This is a genomic window from Citrobacter sp. Cpo090, from assembly GCF_030332665.1.
GTDB lineage: Bacteria > Pseudomonadota > Gammaproteobacteria > Enterobacterales > Enterobacteriaceae > Citrobacter > Citrobacter portucalensis.
This window is the reverse complement of record NZ_JAOWHK010000025.1, coordinates 782,740-801,353: the sequence shown is the minus strand read 5'-3', so window position 1 is coordinate 801,353 and position 18,614 is coordinate 782,740. Positions and strand designations below refer to the sequence as shown.

Annotated in this window: 25 protein-coding genes; 24 read left to right on the top strand and 1 reads right to left on the bottom strand. The window is 49.5% G+C overall.

The window, feature by feature from the left end:
- Positions 1 to 4: 4 nt before the first annotated feature.
- The 18 genes from OGY83_RS06435 (at position 5) to OGY83_RS06350 (ending at position 13,906) form a co-directional block, all read left to right on the top strand.
- A complete protein-coding gene (locus tag OGY83_RS06435) occupies positions 5 to 253 on the top strand; it encodes a hypothetical protein (protein WP_185654708.1) in 249 nt (82 codons plus the stop codon).
- Positions 254 to 261: 8 nt separating this feature from the next.
- Entirely contained in the window at positions 262 to 465 is a 204-nt protein-coding gene (locus tag OGY83_RS06430; RefSeq protein WP_156595464.1) for a hypothetical protein, read from the top strand.
- 9 nt (positions 466 to 474) lie between these two features.
- Positions 475 to 1,074, top strand: coding sequence for a hypothetical protein (locus tag OGY83_RS06425; protein ID WP_353622041.1), 600 nt, complete (start codon positions 475 to 477; stop codon positions 1,072 to 1,074).
- Positions 1,049 to 2,422 carry a PBSX family phage terminase large subunit gene (locus OGY83_RS06420; RefSeq protein ID WP_286635505.1) on the top strand — a complete coding sequence of 458 codons (1,374 nt, stop codon included), beginning with the start codon at positions 1,049 to 1,051 and terminating at the stop codon, positions 2,420 to 2,422. Before OGY83_RS06425 ends, OGY83_RS06420 begins: the two co-directional genes overlap by 26 nt.
- Position 2,423: 1 nt before the next feature.
- Positions 2,424 to 3,911 (top strand): phage portal protein, encoded by a 1,488-nt coding sequence (locus OGY83_RS06415; RefSeq protein WP_286635504.1) that lies wholly within the window; start codon positions 2,424 to 2,426, stop codon positions 3,909 to 3,911.
- Entirely contained in the window at positions 3,841 to 4,608 is a 768-nt protein-coding gene (locus tag OGY83_RS06410; protein WP_286635503.1) for a phage head morphogenesis protein, read from the top strand. The genes OGY83_RS06415 and OGY83_RS06410 overlap by 71 nt, the downstream gene beginning before the upstream one ends.
- A 145-nt stretch (positions 4,609 to 4,753) precedes the next feature.
- Positions 4,754 to 6,034 carry a DUF2213 domain-containing protein gene (locus tag OGY83_RS06405; protein WP_286635502.1) on the top strand — a complete coding sequence of 427 codons (1,281 nt, stop codon included), beginning with the start codon at positions 4,754 to 4,756 and terminating at the stop codon, positions 6,032 to 6,034.
- A gap of 12 nt (positions 6,035 to 6,046) precedes the next feature.
- The gene (locus tag OGY83_RS06400) at positions 6,047 to 6,535 is read left to right on the top strand and encodes a structural cement protein Gp24 (RefSeq protein WP_133085986.1); all 489 of its coding nucleotides are present in this window, start codon (positions 6,047 to 6,049) and stop codon (positions 6,533 to 6,535) included.
- On the top strand, positions 6,535 to 7,566 hold the full coding sequence (locus OGY83_RS06395) for a major capsid family protein (protein ID WP_286635501.1): 1,032 nt from the start codon (positions 6,535 to 6,537) through the stop codon (positions 7,564 to 7,566). Before OGY83_RS06400 ends, OGY83_RS06395 begins: the two co-directional genes overlap by 1 nt.
- Complete coding sequence (locus OGY83_RS06390; protein WP_286635500.1) at positions 7,566 to 7,886, top strand: hypothetical protein; 321 nt, start codon at positions 7,566 to 7,568, stop codon at positions 7,884 to 7,886. The genes OGY83_RS06395 and OGY83_RS06390 overlap by 1 nt, the downstream gene beginning before the upstream one ends.
- A gap of 3 nt (positions 7,887 to 7,889) precedes the next feature.
- Entirely contained in the window at positions 7,890 to 8,291 is a 402-nt protein-coding gene (locus OGY83_RS06385) for a DUF4054 domain-containing protein (RefSeq protein ID WP_163199208.1), read from the top strand.
- Positions 8,288 to 8,740 (top strand): hypothetical protein, encoded by a 453-nt coding sequence (locus OGY83_RS06380; protein WP_286635499.1) that lies wholly within the window; start codon positions 8,288 to 8,290, stop codon positions 8,738 to 8,740. The genes OGY83_RS06385 and OGY83_RS06380 overlap by 4 nt, the downstream gene beginning before the upstream one ends.
- Positions 8,727 to 9,098, top strand: coding sequence for a hypothetical protein (locus OGY83_RS06375; RefSeq protein WP_286635498.1), 372 nt, complete (start codon positions 8,727 to 8,729; stop codon positions 9,096 to 9,098). Before OGY83_RS06380 ends, OGY83_RS06375 begins: the two co-directional genes overlap by 14 nt.
- Positions 9,095 to 9,610 (top strand): phage neck terminator protein, encoded by a 516-nt coding sequence (locus OGY83_RS06370; protein ID WP_286635497.1) that lies wholly within the window; start codon positions 9,095 to 9,097, stop codon positions 9,608 to 9,610. Before OGY83_RS06375 ends, OGY83_RS06370 begins: the two co-directional genes overlap by 4 nt.
- Positions 9,607 to 11,097, top strand: a complete 1,491-nt coding sequence (locus OGY83_RS06365) for a DUF3383 domain-containing protein (RefSeq protein ID WP_286635496.1) — start codon at positions 9,607 to 9,609, stop codon at positions 11,095 to 11,097. Before OGY83_RS06370 ends, OGY83_RS06365 begins: the two co-directional genes overlap by 4 nt.
- Before the next feature lie 10 nt (positions 11,098 to 11,107).
- Entirely contained in the window at positions 11,108 to 11,542 is a 435-nt protein-coding gene (locus tag OGY83_RS06360; protein WP_286635495.1) for a phage tail fiber protein, read from the top strand.
- Complete coding sequence (locus OGY83_RS06355; RefSeq protein WP_286635494.1) at positions 11,542 to 11,952, top strand: hypothetical protein; 411 nt, start codon at positions 11,542 to 11,544, stop codon at positions 11,950 to 11,952. The genes OGY83_RS06360 and OGY83_RS06355 overlap by 1 nt, the downstream gene beginning before the upstream one ends.
- 211 nt (positions 11,953 to 12,163) lie before the next feature.
- Positions 12,164 to 13,906, top strand: coding sequence for a lytic transglycosylase domain-containing protein (locus tag OGY83_RS06350; RefSeq protein ID WP_286635493.1), 1,743 nt, complete (start codon positions 12,164 to 12,166; stop codon positions 13,904 to 13,906).
- 1 nt (position 13,907) lies between these two features.
- Here the strand turns inward: OGY83_RS06350 and OGY83_RS06345 are convergent, their stop codons facing one another.
- Positions 13,908 to 14,261 carry a hypothetical protein gene (locus OGY83_RS06345; RefSeq protein ID WP_286635492.1) on the bottom strand — a complete coding sequence of 118 codons (354 nt, stop codon included), beginning with the start codon at positions 14,259 to 14,261 and terminating at the stop codon, positions 13,908 to 13,910.
- Between the two features lie 97 nt (positions 14,262 to 14,358).
- Between OGY83_RS06345 and OGY83_RS06340 the strand changes: the two genes are divergently transcribed.
- From OGY83_RS06340 to OGY83_RS06315, 6 genes are read left to right on the top strand one after another with little or no spacing between them, the layout of a single operon-like run.
- Complete coding sequence (locus tag OGY83_RS06340; RefSeq protein WP_286635491.1) at positions 14,359 to 15,174, top strand: hypothetical protein; 816 nt, start codon at positions 14,359 to 14,361, stop codon at positions 15,172 to 15,174.
- Entirely contained in the window at positions 15,171 to 15,476 is a 306-nt protein-coding gene (locus tag OGY83_RS25285) for a phage baseplate plug family protein (RefSeq protein WP_249418935.1), read from the top strand. Before OGY83_RS06340 ends, OGY83_RS25285 begins: the two co-directional genes overlap by 4 nt.
- On the top strand, positions 15,460 to 16,329 hold the full coding sequence (locus OGY83_RS06330) for a hypothetical protein (protein ID WP_502873070.1): 870 nt from the start codon (positions 15,460 to 15,462) through the stop codon (positions 16,327 to 16,329). The genes OGY83_RS25285 and OGY83_RS06330 overlap by 17 nt, the downstream gene beginning before the upstream one ends.
- Entirely contained in the window at positions 16,322 to 17,032 is a 711-nt protein-coding gene (locus OGY83_RS06325; protein ID WP_286635489.1) for a phage baseplate protein, read from the top strand. The genes OGY83_RS06330 and OGY83_RS06325 overlap by 8 nt, the downstream gene beginning before the upstream one ends.
- Positions 17,029 to 17,388: a contractile injection system sheath initiator gene (locus OGY83_RS06320; protein ID WP_053390255.1), complete on the top strand. Its 360-nt coding sequence runs from the start codon at positions 17,029 to 17,031 to the stop codon at positions 17,386 to 17,388. The genes OGY83_RS06325 and OGY83_RS06320 overlap by 4 nt, the downstream gene beginning before the upstream one ends.
- On the top strand, positions 17,385 to 18,614 hold the full coding sequence (locus OGY83_RS06315) for a baseplate J/gp47 family protein (protein ID WP_286635488.1): 1,230 nt from the start codon (positions 17,385 to 17,387) through the stop codon (positions 18,612 to 18,614). The genes OGY83_RS06320 and OGY83_RS06315 overlap by 4 nt, the downstream gene beginning before the upstream one ends.

The window sequence follows — 18,614 nt, the reverse complement described above, 5'->3', positions numbered from 1 at the left end:
AAATATGCAATTACTAAACGTACCCGCACCTAAAGGCGTGTGGACTCAGGTCTATGATGGTACCGCAGCGGCCACCATTTCGATTTCAGGTACAGAGGCATACATCTGCCAATCAACATCTGCGCCAGGAAACCTGATTGGTCTGCCGTTCAGCGGATCCTCTTTGACTCAGTACATTTATCACGCTTCATCTGGTACTCCTGTATACGTCAAGCCACTTAACGCTGACGCAATCATTATCGTTAACGCATAGGTGAAATCATGCCAGCAATCGTAGTCGCTCAGTCGGGCGAATCAGTAAGCGTAGCAAAAGCATCAGAAACCCCAGTGGCAGCAACTACATCCACTGCCGGTACAGTTAAGCAGATGACATTCACTGCACAGTTAACAGCAGCGCCAACTCAAGCTGACTTCAACTCACTGCTGACTAAGTTGATCGCAGCTGGTCACATGGCATCAAGCTAAGGATGATTTATGGCAACTCCGGATTGGGAGGCCATCGAGTCGGCTTACCGCGCCGGGGTGTTGAGCCTCCGAGAAATAGCATCGCAGCATGGCATAAGTGAAGGTGCCATACGCAAGCGTGCCAAACGTGACGACTGGTCTCGTGATCTGAATGCGAAGGTGAAAGAACGCGCTGACGATCTGGTACGCAAAGCAGAGGTACGCAAACAGGTACGCAGTGAGGTTACTTTTAACGAGCGCGTACTTATTGAGGCAACTGCTGAGGTAATAGCTAATGTCCGCATGGAACATCGAGGGGATATTAGGAGGGCCCGGCAGATAACGAATTCCTTGTTTGATGAGCTGGGCGCTGAGTGCGCAGATGTGGCTGCACTGGAAAAGCTCGGAGAGTTGATGTTAGACCCTGACGACAAAGGTCAGGACAAACTCAATGAAATATACCACAAGGTCATCAGCATGCCGGAGCGAGTTAAATCAGTGAAGGCGCTGAGCGATGCACTGAAGAATCTGATCGGCCTTGAGCGTGAGGCATACAGTATCAAAGATGATGAGCCTTCAAGCGTCAACAAAGGAACCAGCCTCAATGACTTCTACAACACCAACTCTTAACCCTGTATTGCGTGACTTCTGGACTACGCAATCACGCAACAAGATTCTTTACGGTGGGCGCGCAAGCTCCAAGTCATGGGATGCAGCAGGGTTTGCTATCTACCTGGCAAACAATTACAAACTGCGCTTCCTTTGTGCTCGTCAGATACAAAACAAGATCGCCGAGTCGGTCTACGCACTGCTGAAGATACAGATTGAGCGCTTTGGCCTTCAATCGCGTTTCCGTGTACTGAAAGACAAGATAGTCAATCGCGTTACCGGCACAGAGTTCATCTTCTACGGGCTGAAGAACAGCGTTGATGAGATTAAGTCACTTGAGAGTATCGACGTTCTCTGGCTGGAAGAAGCCCACGCCTTGACCGAAGATCAGTGGGAGATATTAGAGCCAACCATCCGTAAGGAGGGTTCTGAATGCTGGTTCATCTTCAACCCTAATCTCTACACCGATTTCGTGTATCAGAACTTCATCGTAAACCCTCCGCCAAGAACCTTGGTTCGCAAAATTAACTTTGATGAGAACCCATTCTTATCGAAGACCATGCTTGAAGTCATCGACGCGGCGAAAGAGCGAGATGAAGAGGCGTTTGAGCATGTCTATCTTGGCGTGCCACGTTCTGATGATGACGCGACGGTCATTAAGCGATCCTGGATAGAAGCATCCATTGACGCACACATAAAGCTAGGTTTCGAGCCAGAAGGTATGAAACGCATCGGATTTGACGTTGCTGATGATGGTGAGGATAAGTGCGCGATGGTGTATGCGCATGGCTCTGTTGCGTCCTGGTGCGATGAATGGTCAGCAAAAGAGGATGAGCTAAGCAAGTCATGCTCACGCGTGTATGGTGAGGCGCTTAAACGCGATGCTCACATCACCTATGACTCCATAGGCGTAGGTGCGTTTGCTGGTAGCAAGTTCGGTGAGATTAACGCAGAGCGTAAAACCAGAATCCAGTATTCGAAGTTCAATGCTGGCGACTCGGTGCATAACCCTGAAAAGCTCTACGTTGAGAAGATAACCAACAAGGATTATTTCTCAAACATCAAAGCTCAGTCGTGGTGGAGTCTTGCCGACCGGTTCAGAAACACATTCAACGCCATTAAACGCGGTGAGCCATTCAAACCAGAGAAGATGATCAGCATTTCCTCTGATATGCCATATCTCGAAAAGCTGAAAACTGAACTCAGCACCCCCAAGCGCGACTTCGACAACAATGGTCGCGTAAAGGTCGAGAGCAAAAAAGACTTGGCTAAGCGAGAGATAAAGTCGCCAAACCTGGCTGATGCTTTCGTTATGGCGTACGCACCGATTAACCGCTCACTTCTCGTTGGCAAAAACTCAGGCTGGTAACATGTCAAAACGAAAAACAAGCGCAGCTCAGAAGCCGCGCAAGCTTGCTGTGGGCCAGTCATGGGCATCTGACAGCGAGATGCAAAAAAGAAAGATTGATCAGCACTTCTCAAGCATGAAGCATGGCGCTTACAAGCCGCCTGCTGGAGTGGTTCCTGATAATGTTGTGGTTGGCGATAGCGTCGACTATGGCATGCTTAACAGCGTGTTTGTTTCGTCTGACTCGGTGTTTATGGGGTATCCATTATTGGCTACCCTGGCTCAGAAATCAGAGAACCGGGTGGCATGCGAGCAGTCAGTAAATGAGGTATTCCGTAAGGGCTTCAAGGTTAAGTCCAACGATACCGAAAATGACCGGTCAAAAATCATCGGTCAGATTGAGGATGCGTTTGAGAAGTACGCGGTAGAGAAGCACCTTAAATTGCTCGGATTCAACGCTGAGGCGTTTGGTAACTCATTCCTGTTCGTGAAAATGAAAGGCGATGAGAACGAGCGCGACAAAGAGTTGCTGCTTGACCCAACTAAGATTAAGAAAGGTGATCTTGAAGGGTTCCGCGTTGTTGAGCCAATGTGGACATATCCGCAAGCTTATAACGCGATTGACCCGATCAGCCCTGACTTCTTCGTGCCGCAGCAATGGTATGTGATGGGGCGCATTGTAAGCGCCAGCAGAATGAAATCTCTGGTGCTGTACTCAGTGCCGGACATGCTGAAGCCATCCTATAACTTTGGCGGGCTGTCACTGATTCAGATGATGCTTCCCTATGTAACAAACTGGGAGAGCGTGCGCGACGACATACCTAGGATCATTACTTCCTTCAGGACATACATCTGGTCTACGGATATGGAAACGTATCTGCAGGACCGCAATGAGTTCGACAAGAGACTAGACACTCTAGTGTACGGAAAGGACAACCACGGCGTTCTGGCAATCGATAAGTCTCAGGAAACTCTTGAGCAAATGAATACGTCACTGACCGGTTTGCACGAGTTGCAGGCTGAGATGCTCAGGCTTATCTGTGTTCCTTCGCGTCTCAGCGTCACAAGCCTTACCGGTAGTCAGCCAAGCGGAATGAATGCAAGTGGTGAAGGTGAGCGTGAATCACAGCACGAAAATATCTCCAACAAGCAAAAGAACAGCTACAAGCCCGTTCTTGACTGGGTACTGAAAATCCTCTGCCTGAATGAGTTTGGTGAGTTCTATGAAGACCTGTACATCGACTTCAACCCTCTGGATGAACTGAGCGATCTGGAAATTGCAGACATCAACAACAAGAAGGCTGACACCTACGTCAAGCTGATTGATGCTGAGGTCGTAACACCAGAGCAAGTGTGTAATGTGATCGCCGCAGATGATGATTCCGAGTTCAACGGTATCAAATATGAAGTCGTGAGCATTTACCCTGAAGGTGATCCTGATGAAGATAAAGACCCTTCGCAGGGTTCACTACAACGCGACGATAGCAAATCAATACGCGATGTCGCTTAAGGGACTCATCTCTGAAATGGTCAAGAGTGCTGATTATTGGGCAAGAGCACAGTACAACGCACATCAGTCAGGAGAGCGAGGGATGGATGATATCGCCGAGCGCCTGATTGACCTCAGAGATAGATGGGTTACTCGGTTTTCTGATGCGGCAGTCACTATTGCACCAAAGTTTGTTAAAGCCGTCGATAGCACAGCTACCAAATCACTGAAGCGGTCGCTGGGAGAAAAAGACATTCCCCGCGTGAAATTCACCATGACGCCTGAAATGACTCAGGCCGTTGATGGCATAGTCGCTGAGAATGTGAACCTGATTAAATCCATACCGGAGAAGTACTTCACTCAGGTGCAGACAATCACCCTCCAGTCAATTACACGAGGCCGTGACCTGCATTACATGACCGAAGAGCTTCAAAAGCAATTCGGCATTACCAGACGTAGGGCAGAACGCATTGCCATTGACCAGAACAACAAAGCTACGGCTGAGTTGTCGAGGGTAAGACAAAAATCACTTGGTATAACCAAAGGTATCTGGATCCATTCCGGTGGTGGCAGTCACCCTCGACCAAAGCATGTGAAGGCAAAAGGTCAGGAGTTCGATTTGGATAAAGGTCTGCCGGTAGGCGATAACGGTGAGTATGTTCTACCGGGGCAGGAAATAAACTGCGGGTGTAGTTGGAAGCCTAAACTTCCGTTCTGAGTCTGAGAAATGACAGAATTATTTTATTGGTTCGGAGCAACGTTGATATTTGGCGCATTGCTAATAACCGGGCTGGCTATAGCAGCCATGAAAAAGTGAGGTCGCGTAATGCGGCCTTTTTTATTGCCTGAAGAAAGGTAAATCCATGCCAGTACATCAGAAAGATGGCAAATGGTACTGGGATAGCAAAGGCCCGTTTGTGTCGAAAGAGAAAGCCGAAGAAGTAGAGCGAGCGGCATACGCCAATGGCTACCGTGGCGACTCCTACGACATGGGATCATCAGTCCGCGCATATGACGATTACGGTCGGATGAACATCACCCAGTGCAACATCAGCAAAGAATGTGTGAGCCCATACAGGGGATCAAGTTTGCCGGGCTGGAGAGATTTAGGGCTTAACCCTGACCGACTCTATTACATCTACCGCCCTGCAGAAGAGCTTATACGCGCCGCAGACTCGTTCAACAACGTGCCAGTGACCATTGAGCACCCTAACCAGTTAGACACGCCTGACACTCCACAGGAGCGCGTAGGCACAACCGGGACAGATACGCGATTCGAAGCACCTTATCTCGTTACCAGCATGAAGTTGTGGGACAAGGCGGCGATCGAAGGCGTGGAGAACTCCACGAGGCGCGAGCTTTCCATCTTCCCTTCATTCTTCGACCTGGATATGACTCCGGGCGAGTTCATGGGTCAGGCGTATGACGGCGTTGCCAGAAACATTTCAGGTAACTCTGTCGCGCTGACCATTAAAGGCCGTGTTGGCGCTGAATGCGCCGTAGGCGATTCACAAGACCAAGAGGAAACTTTGATGGAAGGCTTGACCGACCTGATTAAAACCAAGTTTGCCACAGCATCTGATTCGGACGCTGATGAACTGGCAAAGGGCATCATGGAGCTTATGGCTCAGCATGAGCAGAAAGAAATTAACTCCGGCGATGAGGATGAAGAAAAAGACCTCAAAGACAAGGAAGATCGCGAACGTGCTGAGCGTGAAAAGTTGAAGAAAGAAGGAAAGGACAAGGAAGAGCAGGAAGACCTTGAGAAAAAAGAATATCGCGAAGATTACGAGCGTAAAAAACTCGAAGGTGACGAGGAAGATAACAAAATGGGTGATAGCGCCATTCGAGACCTGGTGAGCAAAGCAAAGAATGAGGCGCTTGCAGAAGCACGTCGTGAATTTGCAGCCACCAGAGAAGCAATGCGTACCGTTGAGCCGGTTTATGGTCATGTATCTGGCGATTCCGCTGACGACATCTACAAAGCCGTGTTGAAGCAGGAGAAGGTAAACATCGAAGGTGTTCACCCATCTGCCTACAAAGCGTTGGTGCAGATGGCTATTCATGGCAAGACCAGCAAACAACCAGTCGGTGACTCTGCTGAGACGCAGGCAAGCGCTGCTGACTTCAAAGACTATTTCTAAGGGAAACCGAACATGACTTTTCAGCAAACCGTAACTCTGTACCCGGCCCCGGGTAAAGAAGGCGACCTGGCATCACTTAACCCTACTGCCGTGGCACTTCCTCCGGAGGGCTCTTACAAGGCTGGTGCGAATGGCGTTTACCAGGCTCGCTGGGTATGGGTAGATGGCACAGATCCAACTCTGGTTAATAACACTGGTACCGGCCTGCCTTTAGGTTGGGTGATGAATACCGGTAAGGGTGTCCTGCCACTGAACACTACCGGATCAATGCTGGTAGAGCCAGGAACAGACTTGGGTGTTTTCACACTCGGTGATTTCTGGGTGCGTACCGCAACAGCAGCAACCAAAGGACAGAAGATTTTTGCTGTTCTCGCTGATGGCACATCTAAAACCGGTGCTGCCGGTGCAACCATTTCTGGTGCAATTGAAACGCCTTACTGGGTGGCTTCGGATGCCGACGCCAACTCAATTATCAAAATGACAAAGCAGGGGGTTCTGTAATGGAGCTTAATCAATCCACGCTGCCGCAATATCTGAAAGTGCTGGCAGACAAGGGCGTAGTCTTTGAGAAAACCCCTTCTTATCTTTCCATGAAAGGCGTAGTTGGTGACTCCGCAGTAGATATGGCTACCGTGGCAAACGGCGGCATTCCAGCGGCTGCAGCCCAGGTCATCGACCCGATGATCATCAAGCAACTCTTCGCACCTACCGTGGCAACCCAGATTTACCCGGAAGTGAAGAAAGGCACTTGGGCTGTGCAGGATGTTTTATTCCCACGCACTGAAGAAGCGTATGAAATCGTTGCTTATGACGACCGCTCTCGCGCTGGGTCAACCCACGTAAACGCCAACTGGGAACAGCGTCGCCAGATGCGCTTCCAGGGCATGAACGAATGGGGCGACCTGGAGCAAGAGAAGTACGGCATGGCATTGATTCCTTACGTTGCCATGAAGCAGGCGGCAGGCGTTGATGCCATTAACCGTTTCTTCAACAAGTCCTACATGTACGGCATCTCTGGTGCGCCAAACTTCGGCATCATGAACGACCCGGCACTCCCAGCAGCCCTGACACCAATCACCACTGCTGACGGTAAGGTGAAATGGGCAGACAAAGATGCTGTTGGCATCTTCAACGATGTGAAAAAGATGTTCACCAACCTGGCGGCTAAAAACCAGGGTCTGGTGCAGGAAACCAGTCCAATGAAACTGGTTGTGAGCCCAAGTGATAACGCGTCTCTGGGCGCAATCAACGCTCTGGGTACTGCTTCCGCTATCGACCTGATTAAGAAGACCTATACCAGCCTGACCGTTGTTGTAGTGCCTGAGTTTGGCACTCCATCAGGCGGTCTTATTCAGTTGATCGCCGATAGCCTGGGTGGCACTCCGGTTGGCAACACCGTATATACCGAAAAAATGCGTGCATTCCCGGTATTTGTTGAGCACTCAATGACCAGCCAGAAACTGGCGGCCGGTACTCTCGGCACCGTTATCTACCGCCCATCTGGCGTTGTTCAAATGACAGGGACTCTCTAATGGCTAACATAGTAGTAAGTAGCAAGCTCATTCACGGCACCGTTTTTGAAGTTAACGGTAAAGAGATCGTGGTAAACGGGCAGAACAGCAGCGAACTCGTTGCTGTTCGCGGTTATGAAGGCGTGTGCGGTTTGACTCATATGCCTGAAGAACTGTGGCAGGCCATTGAAAGCAAGTACGCCGGAATGACAGCCATCAAAGACGGTTTTATCTTCGCTCAAAAAAACGAGGCTAACGCTAAAGCTGCAGCAGAAGACAAAAAAGACCTGAAGACTGGCGGTGAGCAACACGTTCTGAAGAAAGGCGAAAAAGAGGAATAACACATGGGCGTGGTAACTCTGGATGTGGCTGAGTGGAAGTCAAAATATCCGCAATATAACGCGCTGACAAACCAGCAGGTAGAAGACCTGTTTTACGCCGCAACTACCTATCTGGAGAACACGCCTCAATGTGTAATTAGCGACGAGGAGAAGAGGAAGTATTTTCTCTATCTCCTGACAGCCCACATTGCTTACTTATTCTACGTTGATGCCAATGGAGATGGCGGCGTAACCGGTATGGTTGGCCGCCTTACTTCTGCAACCGAAGGTAGCGTAAGCGTGGGTTCTTCGATGGCTAATGTTCCTTTCAATGCTGAATTCTTCCTCCAGTCCCCATACGGCTTTATGTTCTGGCAAGCCACGAAAATTTACCGAATGGGATTCTATCGTGGGAGACGAAGATGAATGACAAGGTTATGGATGCTCTTGATGATATTGCTAACTCTTTATCCGACAAACAATTAAAAGTCGGATTTATCGACGGAGCAACATACCCGGATGGAACACCTGTTGCGATGGTGGCGGCTACAAACGAGTATGGGAATCCGGCAAATAACCAACCTCCTCGACCATTCTTCCGCAATGCGATTTCCGACCATGAAAAAGAGTGGTCAGAAGATATCGCAAGGGGGCTTGGTAAAGGTCTTGAGTTAGAGCTCGTCCTGTCGGTAGTTGGCGAAAAAATTGCAGGGGATATCGTCCAGTCAATTTCTACGTTAATGGATCCGCCTTTGTCAGCGGCGACAATTGCCAGCAGGAAATCTAAAGGCAATGAGTCAACAAAGCCTCTTGTTGATACCAAAATCATGATCCGCGATGTTCATTATGAGGTGGGAGACATTGAACCTTCATAAAATTGCCAACAGCGCCATACGACGAGTCAACCCCAACATCTCAGCGGTCCTGAAAAAGTACGCCGGTGAAACTATCGGCCCCGGACGCAAGCCGGTTCCGTCTTACCTTCCTGACCAGAACGTCACCATTCAGCTTCAGCCTCTCAGTCGAGGCGATATGCAGCACGTAGATGGCCTTAACATTCAGGGGCTGGCGAAGGTGATTTACGTCAATGGCAACTACTTCAGCGTGCAGCGTGAAATGGAGCAGGGTGGCGATATCTTCGTGATTAATGGCGAACAATGGCTTGTCGTCGAACCGGTGGAGTTGTGGCCTGACTGGTGTCGTCTGATTGCTGTGTTGCAGGTGAGCACATGAATGATTTCACTGTAGATGATGTTATCGATGTGCTGGCTGGATATATCGAGCCGATCGCAGGCACATGCCAGCAAGCGCAGGCCAACCGTGTGCCGATGCTAAAAGGCCAGTTCTGCATCCTGACCCCTTTGCGATTCCCGCGGCTATCCACGACGAGAGACATTAAGCAAGACACAGGCTCTCCGGCCACGAGTGCCATGGGGTACACCGAAGTTCGCCAGGCTGATATTCAGGTGGATATCTACGGTCAGGGTGCAGGGGATCGGGCTATTGCACTGGAAACAACATTCACCAGCGGATATGGCTACGACACCATCAAATCCATAGACTCCCGGCTTGCGCCGCTTTACTCATCACCTGTCATTCAAGCGCCGATGATCGACGCTGAAAGCCAGTGGCAAGAACGCTACACACTCACGCTATCCCTGCAGGCGCACATTACCGTGTCGTTCCCGCAGGACTATTTCGACAAAGCAGAAATTACAACCCAACAGGTGGATGGACGCCAATGAGCACAATCCCTTTATCCGTAGATTTTAATATCACGCCCAACGTCGTTACGCCTGCCGGTTCTGCGGTTGATGCTAACGGCCTGATGCTGACCGATAACGAGCTTATCCCGGTCGGTGCGGTGCAATCTTATTTTTCATCATCTGATGTTTCTGCTCTGATGGGCAGTGAATCAAAAGAATTCCTCGCCGCGCAGCAGTATTTCAACGGCTACGAAAACTCATCCGTTATTCCTGGTGAGTTGCTTATGTACCGCATCGTTACTGCTGACGTAGCCGGGTATTTGCTGTCCGGTAATCTGAAAGGTGTGGCGCTGGCTACCCTGAAGGCAATCCCGGCAGGAACCATCACGCTTTCTGTAGATGGCGTGTCTGTTACCAGTACGTCAATCGACCTGTCAACTGCAACCAGCTTCAGCGATATCGCATCAAAGCTTCAGGTTGGCATTGGTGCAAGCAAGGTCACGGTTGAATGGCTGCCGATTGCTAACCGCTTCATCATTCGCTCTGCCACTACCGGCGCAGATAGCGAGGTGGCGTATGCTTCTGCTGGAGCACTGGCTACCGGCTTGCTGCTGACACAGGCTACTGCGGCAATCGTATCTCCTGGCTCCGATGCGGTAACGTTGACAGACACGATGAACAACATCATCAACGTCAACCAGAACTGGACCCTGTTTAACTCGCTGGTCGAACTGACCGATGACCAGAAAACGGAGTTGTGCGCGTGGGCAAGCAGCAGCAAAAACCGCTTTGGCTATGTCGTGCACGACACCACGGCTGAAGGCACTGTCGCCAATAACGCTAACTGCTTCGTGCAGAAAGTTGTTGTGGCTAACGGTTACGAGAACATTTTCCCGGTGTACGGTACTTATCTGTACAGCGTAACCGCGCTGGCTTATGCCGCCTCGGTAGACTTTGCTCGCACCAACGGACGTATCTCATTCAAGTTCCGTGGCTTCCCCGGACTGACCCCTAACGTGAGCGACCTGGCTACGGCTCAGGCTCTGAAATCGAATGGTTACAACTTCTACGGCGCTTACAGCCTGAATAAGACCATGGCTCAGTATGCGTCTGATGGCGCGATTACCGGTAAGTTTGTCTGGCTGGATACATTCATCGATCAGGTATGGATTAACGCCAATCTGGTCAGTGCATACGCAAACCTTTTCACCAACAATCAGTCCTACCCGTTCAACCAAAACGGCTATGGCGCGATTCAGGCGGCGACAATTGACGTTGCTAATCAGGCACTGACGTTCGGTGCGATTCAGAAAGGTGTAGTGCTGGACAATGCGCAAATCCGTATCGTGAATAACACGGTTGGCAAGGATATTTCCGCCACTCTGTATTCTGAGGGGTGGTATCTGTATATCCCGACGCAAACAGGTGCAGCGCGTCTTGAGCGTCAGTTGCAGGGGGCGATCTTCTACTGGGTAGATGGTCAGTTAATCCAATCCATCAGCATGTCTTCAACCGCAATTCTGTAAGGACGACAAAATGCCAATTGACATTACAAGTGCTAATTCCAAGCTGCGCATCGTCGTACCTGCTTACTACCCTGGCGGTTTTGATGTAGACGATTACGCAGCCGACAACATGTTTGAAACAGGGGCGCTTCAAAACGCAGAAGAGCAGATGTCTGCTGATGGTAAATACCACGCTGGCTTCGTATTTAACCCACCTGAATTCACCATTAATCTGATGCCGACATCTAATGCGGGAAGTCTCGTTGATGACTGGATGGCAGCTGAGAGGACGGCGATCGCTAAGTTTCAATGCAATGCGGTTCTTACTGTCCCGGCATTAGGTGCGAAATGGAATTTCGTCAACGGAATCCTATTTACATGGACACCGACACCTCCGGGTCGCCGCGTTCTTCAGCCACGACCGGCAGTATTCCACTTTGAGACCGTCACACGGAGCGCAATCTGATGGCACGTAAAGAGATCCCCTTCATCGTTGAAACAGAAGGCCGCGATAAGGGTAAAGAATTCCTCATCACTGAGATGTCGGCGTGGGATGCCGACTCTCTGGCGCAGGATATCTTCCGCGCTATGGGGGATTCTAACTACAGTAGCATCCCGACTGATGTGATCGCCATGGGGTGCGCAGGACTGGCTACTGTCGGACTGAGCGTCATCTCCGCATCCTCTCCGGAAGTGGCCCGACAGTTGCGAGACCGCCTGATGTCGACGGTGGATATCATCATCACCAGTGACGGACAGCGCCAGCAGCGCAAAGTGAATGGTTCTCTGGATTTCGAAGAGGTGTCGACCATTCGCTCACTGCTGGATAAAGTGTTTCAGGTTAACTTCGATTTTTTAACGATCGCCGGAGAGTAAAGTATCCCTTCCTTGAGGAAGATGCTCTACCGGCTAAGTTAGTCTCCACCGTCAATATCTCATCAACTATCAACGCCATTATCTGCTCCGAAAAAGCCTCTTACCTCGATTTGCAGGAGAGGCTTTCCGTCGCGGATATGTATAACCTGCTCGAGATTATCTCAGTGGAAAACTTTAATCAGCGCGTGTGGCATAAGTACCAGGAGCAACGATGATCATCAACGAGTTGGCCTATAAGGTCACAATCAAGGCTGACGAGTTCCTGAATGGCAAACGTAAGCTGAAAGATGAGGTGAAGCAGCTGGAGGGGGATTTTGACCGCTCCGGCAAAAACATCAGCCGAACGCTGAAATCGAGCACTCTGGATGTAACTCAGTTTGGCAGCGCGGCGGCATCATCGTTCCGTGGTGCTTACACTGCCGCAGCCGGATTCCTCGGTATTGGTGCTGGGCTCTACGGCATCAAACAGCTATTCACCTCGACCTCAAGCGAAATTGTTCGTGCGAGCAATCAGGCGAAGTTCTTCGGCACTGACGTGAATAAGATGTTTGGCATGCGTCGCGGCTTCCAGCAAGCTGGGTTGAACGGCGATGCGTTCATCGGGGCTTCCGGTAATGCCCGTATGGCGCTGGCTAACATCAAAGACCCGACCATCTTTGGTGGACTCACCGGCGCGGCGCAAAACCTGATGGTGTTGGGTGCTCGCACCGGCCTGAACATTAATAACCTTGGCGACCCTAACAAGGCGTTAGGTGAGTTCACCCGCTACGGCAAATCACACTCTCAGGAAAACCTGATGCAGGTGATGGCTGCAGCAGGATTCGACCCGACAGATGCAGCCAAGATTAAATCTGGTGAGCTAAATTCTCTGGTCGATTCTGAAACGAAAAAGTCGAACATTACCGCGGCTCAGGTTAAAGAGCAGGAAAACTTGCTAGTTACCCTGGGGCAACTCGACGCACAGTTTGACCGCATCCGACAGGATATAGCCATCGCTTTTGCACCTGAAGTCATGAGCGCGCTGAAACAGTTTGGAGACTGGATCAAAGACCACCATGGCGACATCATTGGATTCTTTCGCGATGCCGGAGAATCAGTTAAGAAACTGACAGAATCAGTGGGCGGGGCGAATGCTCTGCTTTTGCTGCTGGCTGCAGGGTTAAGACTTAACCCTCTGGTTCTCGCTGGTATGGCTGGAGTTCAGGCGATTAATAACATCGCTGACGCGGCGAAAGAGAAAGACAAGACCGATTCACTATGGGATTCGATAGTTAAACGATGGAATGCAGGTGGTTGGGCTAATGCCACCGGCGTAACATCAAATGATGCGGAGCAGCACGCGCAGTCAGCAAGAAGGATGCAGCAATCACCAGGAGAAATGGATGATCTGCTCCACGGCGTTATGATGACGGAATCAAGCGGTAATCCCCTGGCTTACAACACCAGTTCAGGTGCTGCCGGTGCTTATCAGTTTATGCCAGCAACCGCCAGAGATATGGGGTTGCGAGTTGACTCAACGGTTGACGAAAGACTTGATCCAGAGAAGTCTCGCGCCGCTGCTTCCGTGTATATGCGCCAGTTGCTGAAGCGATATGATGGTAACGTCGACAACGCTCTCAGAGCTTATAACTGGGGGATGGGCAACGTTGATAAATGGATCGCCAATGGCAGTGATATTTCACAGCTGCCAAAAGAAACACGTGAATACACTGGCAAGGTCTATGGGAACATGGGCAATGCCCGCAACTATTACGCTACCCAGGGAAGAATGGCAGATAACAGGCCATATCAACTGGCATCAAGTGGCGGTCAGCCTCAGATACAAAACAGCACGCACATCAACACAGTGAACGTGAACAGCAACCCAACAACAGTTGACGCACTGACAAAGAGTATCAATCAACAAGCGAGCCGGGCATCAACAAACGCCGCATTTTCAAGCGGAGTCAGGTGATCTAGTTGCCGTTATTGTATAGGGAGTAGCCAGCCTTCACGGATTCAAGCATAAGGTCGACAGGGAGTTCAGATTGTGATGACTCTTGTGTGAGATATCTTTCAATATCCTTGTACTGCATTCCATATCTGGCTGATTTGTAACCTCCTTGGCATCCATCAGAAACAAGCCTAAGAAGGTCAAGTCTTCTTGATTCCTTTAGATTCTGAAGATCGCCATCGAAAGACTCAACCAGAGATGAAGCTTTTTTATTGCATGACACAAGAAGTTGATGTTCGGTAAGTGAGGCCGCTGCAGTCAAGGGCATATATGATGCAATTGATATCAGTAAGGCATAGAGCTGCTTAAGTTTCATGTTTTATCCCTTGTGCTGTTTCCCTGATTCTATCTGTTAACTGAAGCAAAAACACGCAACACCCACTTAGGTGGGATTTTTATTGCCCGGAGAACCGATGAGCATTATCAGTCTAAACACAGCAGACATATTCAACGCGATAGGCGGCGGCTCTCCGCTTTCCATAATCGACAGCGTTCTCCACCTCCAGTATGTGATCCGCAATAGCAAGACCAACGCAGTGGCGCTCGAGTTCAGTGGCATGGCATCTATTCAACCAGGAGGGCGTGCGCAGATAACTAACGCCCCTGTGGAGAATGGGAAATACCAGTCAATCAATAAGGTAAAAGAACCTTCTCTTGTCAGGTGCGAGATAATCATTACCGGGCTGACGGGGCTTACTGGAAGCATACCCAACATATTCGATCTGACATTTACCAGCCAAAGTAGCACTCTCGAAACCATCAAAACAATGCTGGAAACAGCTAATACATACGACATAGAAACGCCGAAAGAAACTCTACAGAGTTACGACCTTGTCGATCATGATTACAACGTAAACTCTCAGCGCGGCGTATCCATGCTTACGGTGTATCTGGTGTTTCAGGAAGTTATGCAGCAGATGGAAGTTGTTCTTTCTGGATCGCAGTCGAACAGCAAGCCAACCAACGATGAAATCAGTCAGGGCGTAACGGGAACCGGATCCGCTACGAAAGATGCTGGAACTACACCCTCGACAGTCGATGAGCTAGGTAAATCATGGTCATCTTTAAAAACGTCTGTGGGAGATATTGCCGGGAAGGCAACAGATGCCATCACAACAGGCTTTCAAAGCGCTCTGGATACCGTTTCAAAGCCAGTTCTTGATGTAACTAACAGCGCCACGCAGAAAGCAGCGGAGTTGGCTAAGGAAATAAACGAGAACATCACATGAGAACTGTTTCCCTTGTACCTCAGAAGTCGCAATCCATATCTGTAAACTTAGCCGGACAGCAATGTACGATTCGCTTAATTCAGCGCGAAAGCTTTATGTATATGGACTTAACGGTGAACGGCAACCCAATCATGCAGGGTGTTCCGTGCTTATACGGTAACCGGATGGTTAGATATTCCTATCTTGGATTCGCTGGCGATCTGGTTTTTCTGGATAACGTAGGTCAAAAAGACCCCTACTGGGAAGGATTAGGAAGCAGGTACATTCTTTACTACATAGAGGAGAGTGAGCTTGTACAGTAAACGATCTCTCCGATTTGAGTTTGTGAATGAAACATCTTCATTCGATGAGTCTGGCAATAACACCATTTCCATTAGTGAAGCCCGGGCGACCGTTTCATTTCAGTCTGCGGGAAATCTGTTCGGTACTCAGATTAACGTAAGCATTTTCGGATTGGGTATTGAGATGCTGGCGGCGCTGTCGTCGAAGGCTATGGGGCTATTCGGCAGCGATACAGAACGGATCAGCATGAAAGTATTTGTCGGTGAAACGGCGATATTTGCAGGATATATGACGTCATCCATTGCTAACATGAACGCAATACCAAATGCTGCATTGCTGATTACAGCCACGGCAAATGCAGACCTTCAGAACAAACCCGCCTCACCATTCTCGTTTAATGGTGCAACGCCGGTTCCTGACATCATTAACGCAATCTGTAACGCGGCAGGGTACAAGGCATACATTACAGGACTTGATGGTCTGGTAGTGACCAATCCTCATTATGAGGGGAGTATATTCACTCAGTTAGAGTCACTGTGTAACGATGTTAATGTGGCTATGTCTGTCGCGCCGCCATCTATTTCTTTCTGGCCTCAAGATAGCACCAGAGATGATGTAAAGCCATTTATCTCGCCTGAATACGGTCTCATTGGGTATCCGATATTTTCAAACGGTGGCCTGATGTTTCAGACTCAATTTTCAACGCTGCTAACTACCGGAAGAAACGTGCAGATAGAGACATCACTTCCTCACGCAAGCGGCGTTTACAAGCTGACAAGCGTTAACCATGAATTGTCATCATGGATGAACGATGGCCCATGGCATTCAATATGCATCGCTTACAGAGTGCAGGGAGAGGGAGGAAATGGCTGAAAACTTATTCACACCAACCAGTGCGCAAGTAAATGACGCTGAATCGCTGAAATTCACATTTGAAAGGCTCCTGTCAGGGGCCTTTTTTATTGAGCTTGTGAAAGTACAGGCTGTGAGAGGGGCCGCACCTAACCTTGTTGTGGATGCAATTCCACTGGTAACCAGAACGGATCAGAGCGGGGCGATGATTCAGAACTCGACAATATTCAATATCCCGGTATTTCGTCTGCAGCGAGGAAGCAGCGCAATCATCATGAATCCGGTAGTTGGTGATATTGGGATGATCGCCATATGCGACAGAGACACGACACTGGTGCGAACCAACCGTAAAGAGTCGGTTCCGGCCAGTGGGAGAAAACACAGCAAATCCGATGCGTTGTATCTTGGCGGCTTCCTGAATGATCAGCCCACGCAGTTCATTGAATTTGCAGACGGCGCAATAAATATCACAACCCCAAATCCGGTAAATATCACATGCTCATCTGCAACGGTCACTGCTCCTGATGGGGTGACAATGACAACCCCAACGCTTCATGTAACTGGGGATATCACCGCGGGTGGAAACATCACTGATAACAACAGCACACAGAGCGCATCTCTCAAGACCCTGCGTGACAACTACGACCAGCATAAGCATCAGGTTGAAGGGGTTCAGACGGGTGGATCGACAGTTACATCCAACGTAACGGATAAACCAACATGACATACAGAACCATGCAATTAGACACGTCTACGTGGGATTTGACGCTGGACGGAAACGGGAATCTAGCTATAGCCGATGAGTCTTACTCCGTAGCTCAGGATGTCGCGAGCGCATGCCTGGTATTCTCTGGTGAATGTTATTACGACAATACGCTGGGAATTCCGTGGAAAACAGAGGTTCTTGGGAAGCGTCCGTCGCCGGGATTCATTGCGCAGAAGATGCAAACAGAGGCGCTCAAGCTGCCAATCGTTGATCAGGCTCTGGCATCCGTCTTTTTTGACAAAAACACCCGCACAACTCGCGGCACGATCCGCGTCACCGATATCAACGGGAATATTGCACAGGCCACTTTATGACGACATTAAATACAGCAGTTCCGGATGTCACCATTACCGAGAATGGACTACTGGTACCTGACGTATCGGATGTGCTCGCTGGTAGACTAACTGACATGTCGACAGCGCTCGGTGGCGGGGCTAGCCAGTCTCTTAGCTCACCGCAAGGGCAGATCGCACAGTCGGATACAGAGATTATCGCGCAGGAATATGACAAGTTGTTGTGCCTGTTCAATCAGGTTAACCCTGATTACGCAACGGGTAGATTTCAGGACGGTATCGGTCAGATTTATTTCATGAACCGGATATCGGCGCAGGGTACAGTTGTTACCGCAACCTGCATTGGTCAGGTCGGAACAACAATCCCAGCGGGAAGTACAGCCATTGACACTAATGGATATATTTACCGGTCTATCGACATCGCCACAATACCAGCGTCAGGAAGTATTGATGTTCAGTTCGTGAATAACACCACCGGGCCAATTCCCTGTGCAACTGGTGCATTAAATCAGATTTACAGGGCGGTATCTGGATGGGATGCGATCATAAACGCCAGTCCGGGTGTGGTAGGGTTAGATGTTGAATCACGCATTGCATTTGAAACTCGACGAAAACAATCTGTCGCGAGAAACAGTCGCAACCAAGACGCATCAACACTATCTGCTTTACTGGCGACAAATGGCGTTCTGGATGCCTATGTATGGTCAAACAGAACCGCATCCACAGTAAACAAGGGAACCACAAACTTCCCGGTGCTGGCACATTCGATTTACATCTGCGTTTATGGTGGCGCTGATGAGGATGTTGCGGAGTCAATTTTCCAGACCTACAACCCAGGTGCAAACCTGAACGGAGATACCTCTTATACGGTTTACGATAATGTTAACTATCTACCGCCATATCCCTCCTATGTAATGCAGTGGCAAAAAGCAACGCCGACCAGGGTTTATTTTAATGTTGAACTGGATAGTTCTCTTAACCCACCTAGTGATATCACGCCACAAGTGAAAAGCATGATCGCCAATGTATTCAATGGTGGTTATGAGGGTATAGGAAAGGCAAGGATAGGCTCTACCATTAACGCCGGTAAGTATTATGCGCCTGTTATTTCAATATCACCTGATACTGTTGGTATTTTGACACTTGAAGTTTCCATTGATGGCTCAACATACGGGCCAGCCATAACAATGGGAATAGATCAGGTACCAACAATTCAGGAGTCGGACATTACCGTAACATTATCATGA

Bases quoted from the DNA above. Each gene is read 5' to 3' on its own strand.
- OGY83_RS06400 (WP_133085986.1), top strand. From the start codon at position 6,047: ATGACTTTTCAGCAAACCGTAACTCTGTACCCGGCCCCGGGTAAAGAA.
- OGY83_RS06345 (WP_286635492.1), bottom strand. From the start codon at position 14,261: ATGAAACTTAAGCAGCTCTATGCCTTACTGATATCAATTGCATCATAT.
- OGY83_RS06390 (WP_286635500.1), top strand. From the start codon at position 7,566: ATGGCTAACATAGTAGTAAGTAGCAAGCTCATTCACGGCACCGTTTTT.
- OGY83_RS06385 (WP_163199208.1), top strand. From the start codon at position 7,890: ATGGGCGTGGTAACTCTGGATGTGGCTGAGTGGAAGTCAAAATATCCG.
- OGY83_RS06315 (WP_286635488.1), top strand. From the start codon at position 17,385: ATGACGACATTAAATACAGCAGTTCCGGATGTCACCATTACCGAGAAT.
- OGY83_RS25285 (WP_249418935.1), top strand. From the start codon at position 15,171: ATGAGAACTGTTTCCCTTGTACCTCAGAAGTCGCAATCCATATCTGTA.
- OGY83_RS06415 (WP_286635504.1), top strand. From the start codon at position 2,424: ATGTCAAAACGAAAAACAAGCGCAGCTCAGAAGCCGCGCAAGCTTGCT.
- OGY83_RS06355 (WP_286635494.1), top strand. From the start codon at position 11,542: ATGGCACGTAAAGAGATCCCCTTCATCGTTGAAACAGAAGGCCGCGAT.
- OGY83_RS06395 (WP_286635501.1), top strand. From the start codon at position 6,535: ATGGAGCTTAATCAATCCACGCTGCCGCAATATCTGAAAGTGCTGGCA.
- OGY83_RS06365 (WP_286635496.1), top strand. From the start codon at position 9,607: ATGAGCACAATCCCTTTATCCGTAGATTTTAATATCACGCCCAACGTC.
- OGY83_RS06360 (WP_286635495.1), top strand. From the start codon at position 11,108: ATGCCAATTGACATTACAAGTGCTAATTCCAAGCTGCGCATCGTCGTA.
- OGY83_RS06405 (WP_286635502.1), top strand. From the start codon at position 4,754: ATGCCAGTACATCAGAAAGATGGCAAATGGTACTGGGATAGCAAAGGC.
- OGY83_RS06370 (WP_286635497.1), top strand. From the start codon at position 9,095: ATGAATGATTTCACTGTAGATGATGTTATCGATGTGCTGGCTGGATAT.
- OGY83_RS06320 (WP_053390255.1), top strand. From the start codon at position 17,029: ATGACATACAGAACCATGCAATTAGACACGTCTACGTGGGATTTGACG.
- OGY83_RS06430 (WP_156595464.1), top strand. From the start codon at position 262: ATGCCAGCAATCGTAGTCGCTCAGTCGGGCGAATCAGTAAGCGTAGCA.
- OGY83_RS06410 (WP_286635503.1), top strand. From the start codon at position 3,841: ATGAAGATAAAGACCCTTCGCAGGGTTCACTACAACGCGACGATAGCA.
- OGY83_RS06435 (WP_185654708.1), top strand. From the start codon at position 5: ATGCAATTACTAAACGTACCCGCACCTAAAGGCGTGTGGACTCAGGTC.
- OGY83_RS06425 (WP_353622041.1), top strand. From the start codon at position 475: ATGGCAACTCCGGATTGGGAGGCCATCGAGTCGGCTTACCGCGCCGGG.
- OGY83_RS06340 (WP_286635491.1), top strand. From the start codon at position 14,359: ATGAGCATTATCAGTCTAAACACAGCAGACATATTCAACGCGATAGGC.
- OGY83_RS06350 (WP_286635493.1), top strand. From the start codon at position 12,164: ATGATCATCAACGAGTTGGCCTATAAGGTCACAATCAAGGCTGACGAG.
- OGY83_RS06420 (WP_286635505.1), top strand. From the start codon at position 1,049: ATGACTTCTACAACACCAACTCTTAACCCTGTATTGCGTGACTTCTGG.
- OGY83_RS06380 (WP_286635499.1), top strand. From the start codon at position 8,288: ATGAATGACAAGGTTATGGATGCTCTTGATGATATTGCTAACTCTTTA.
- OGY83_RS06325 (WP_286635489.1), top strand. From the start codon at position 16,322: ATGGCTGAAAACTTATTCACACCAACCAGTGCGCAAGTAAATGACGCT.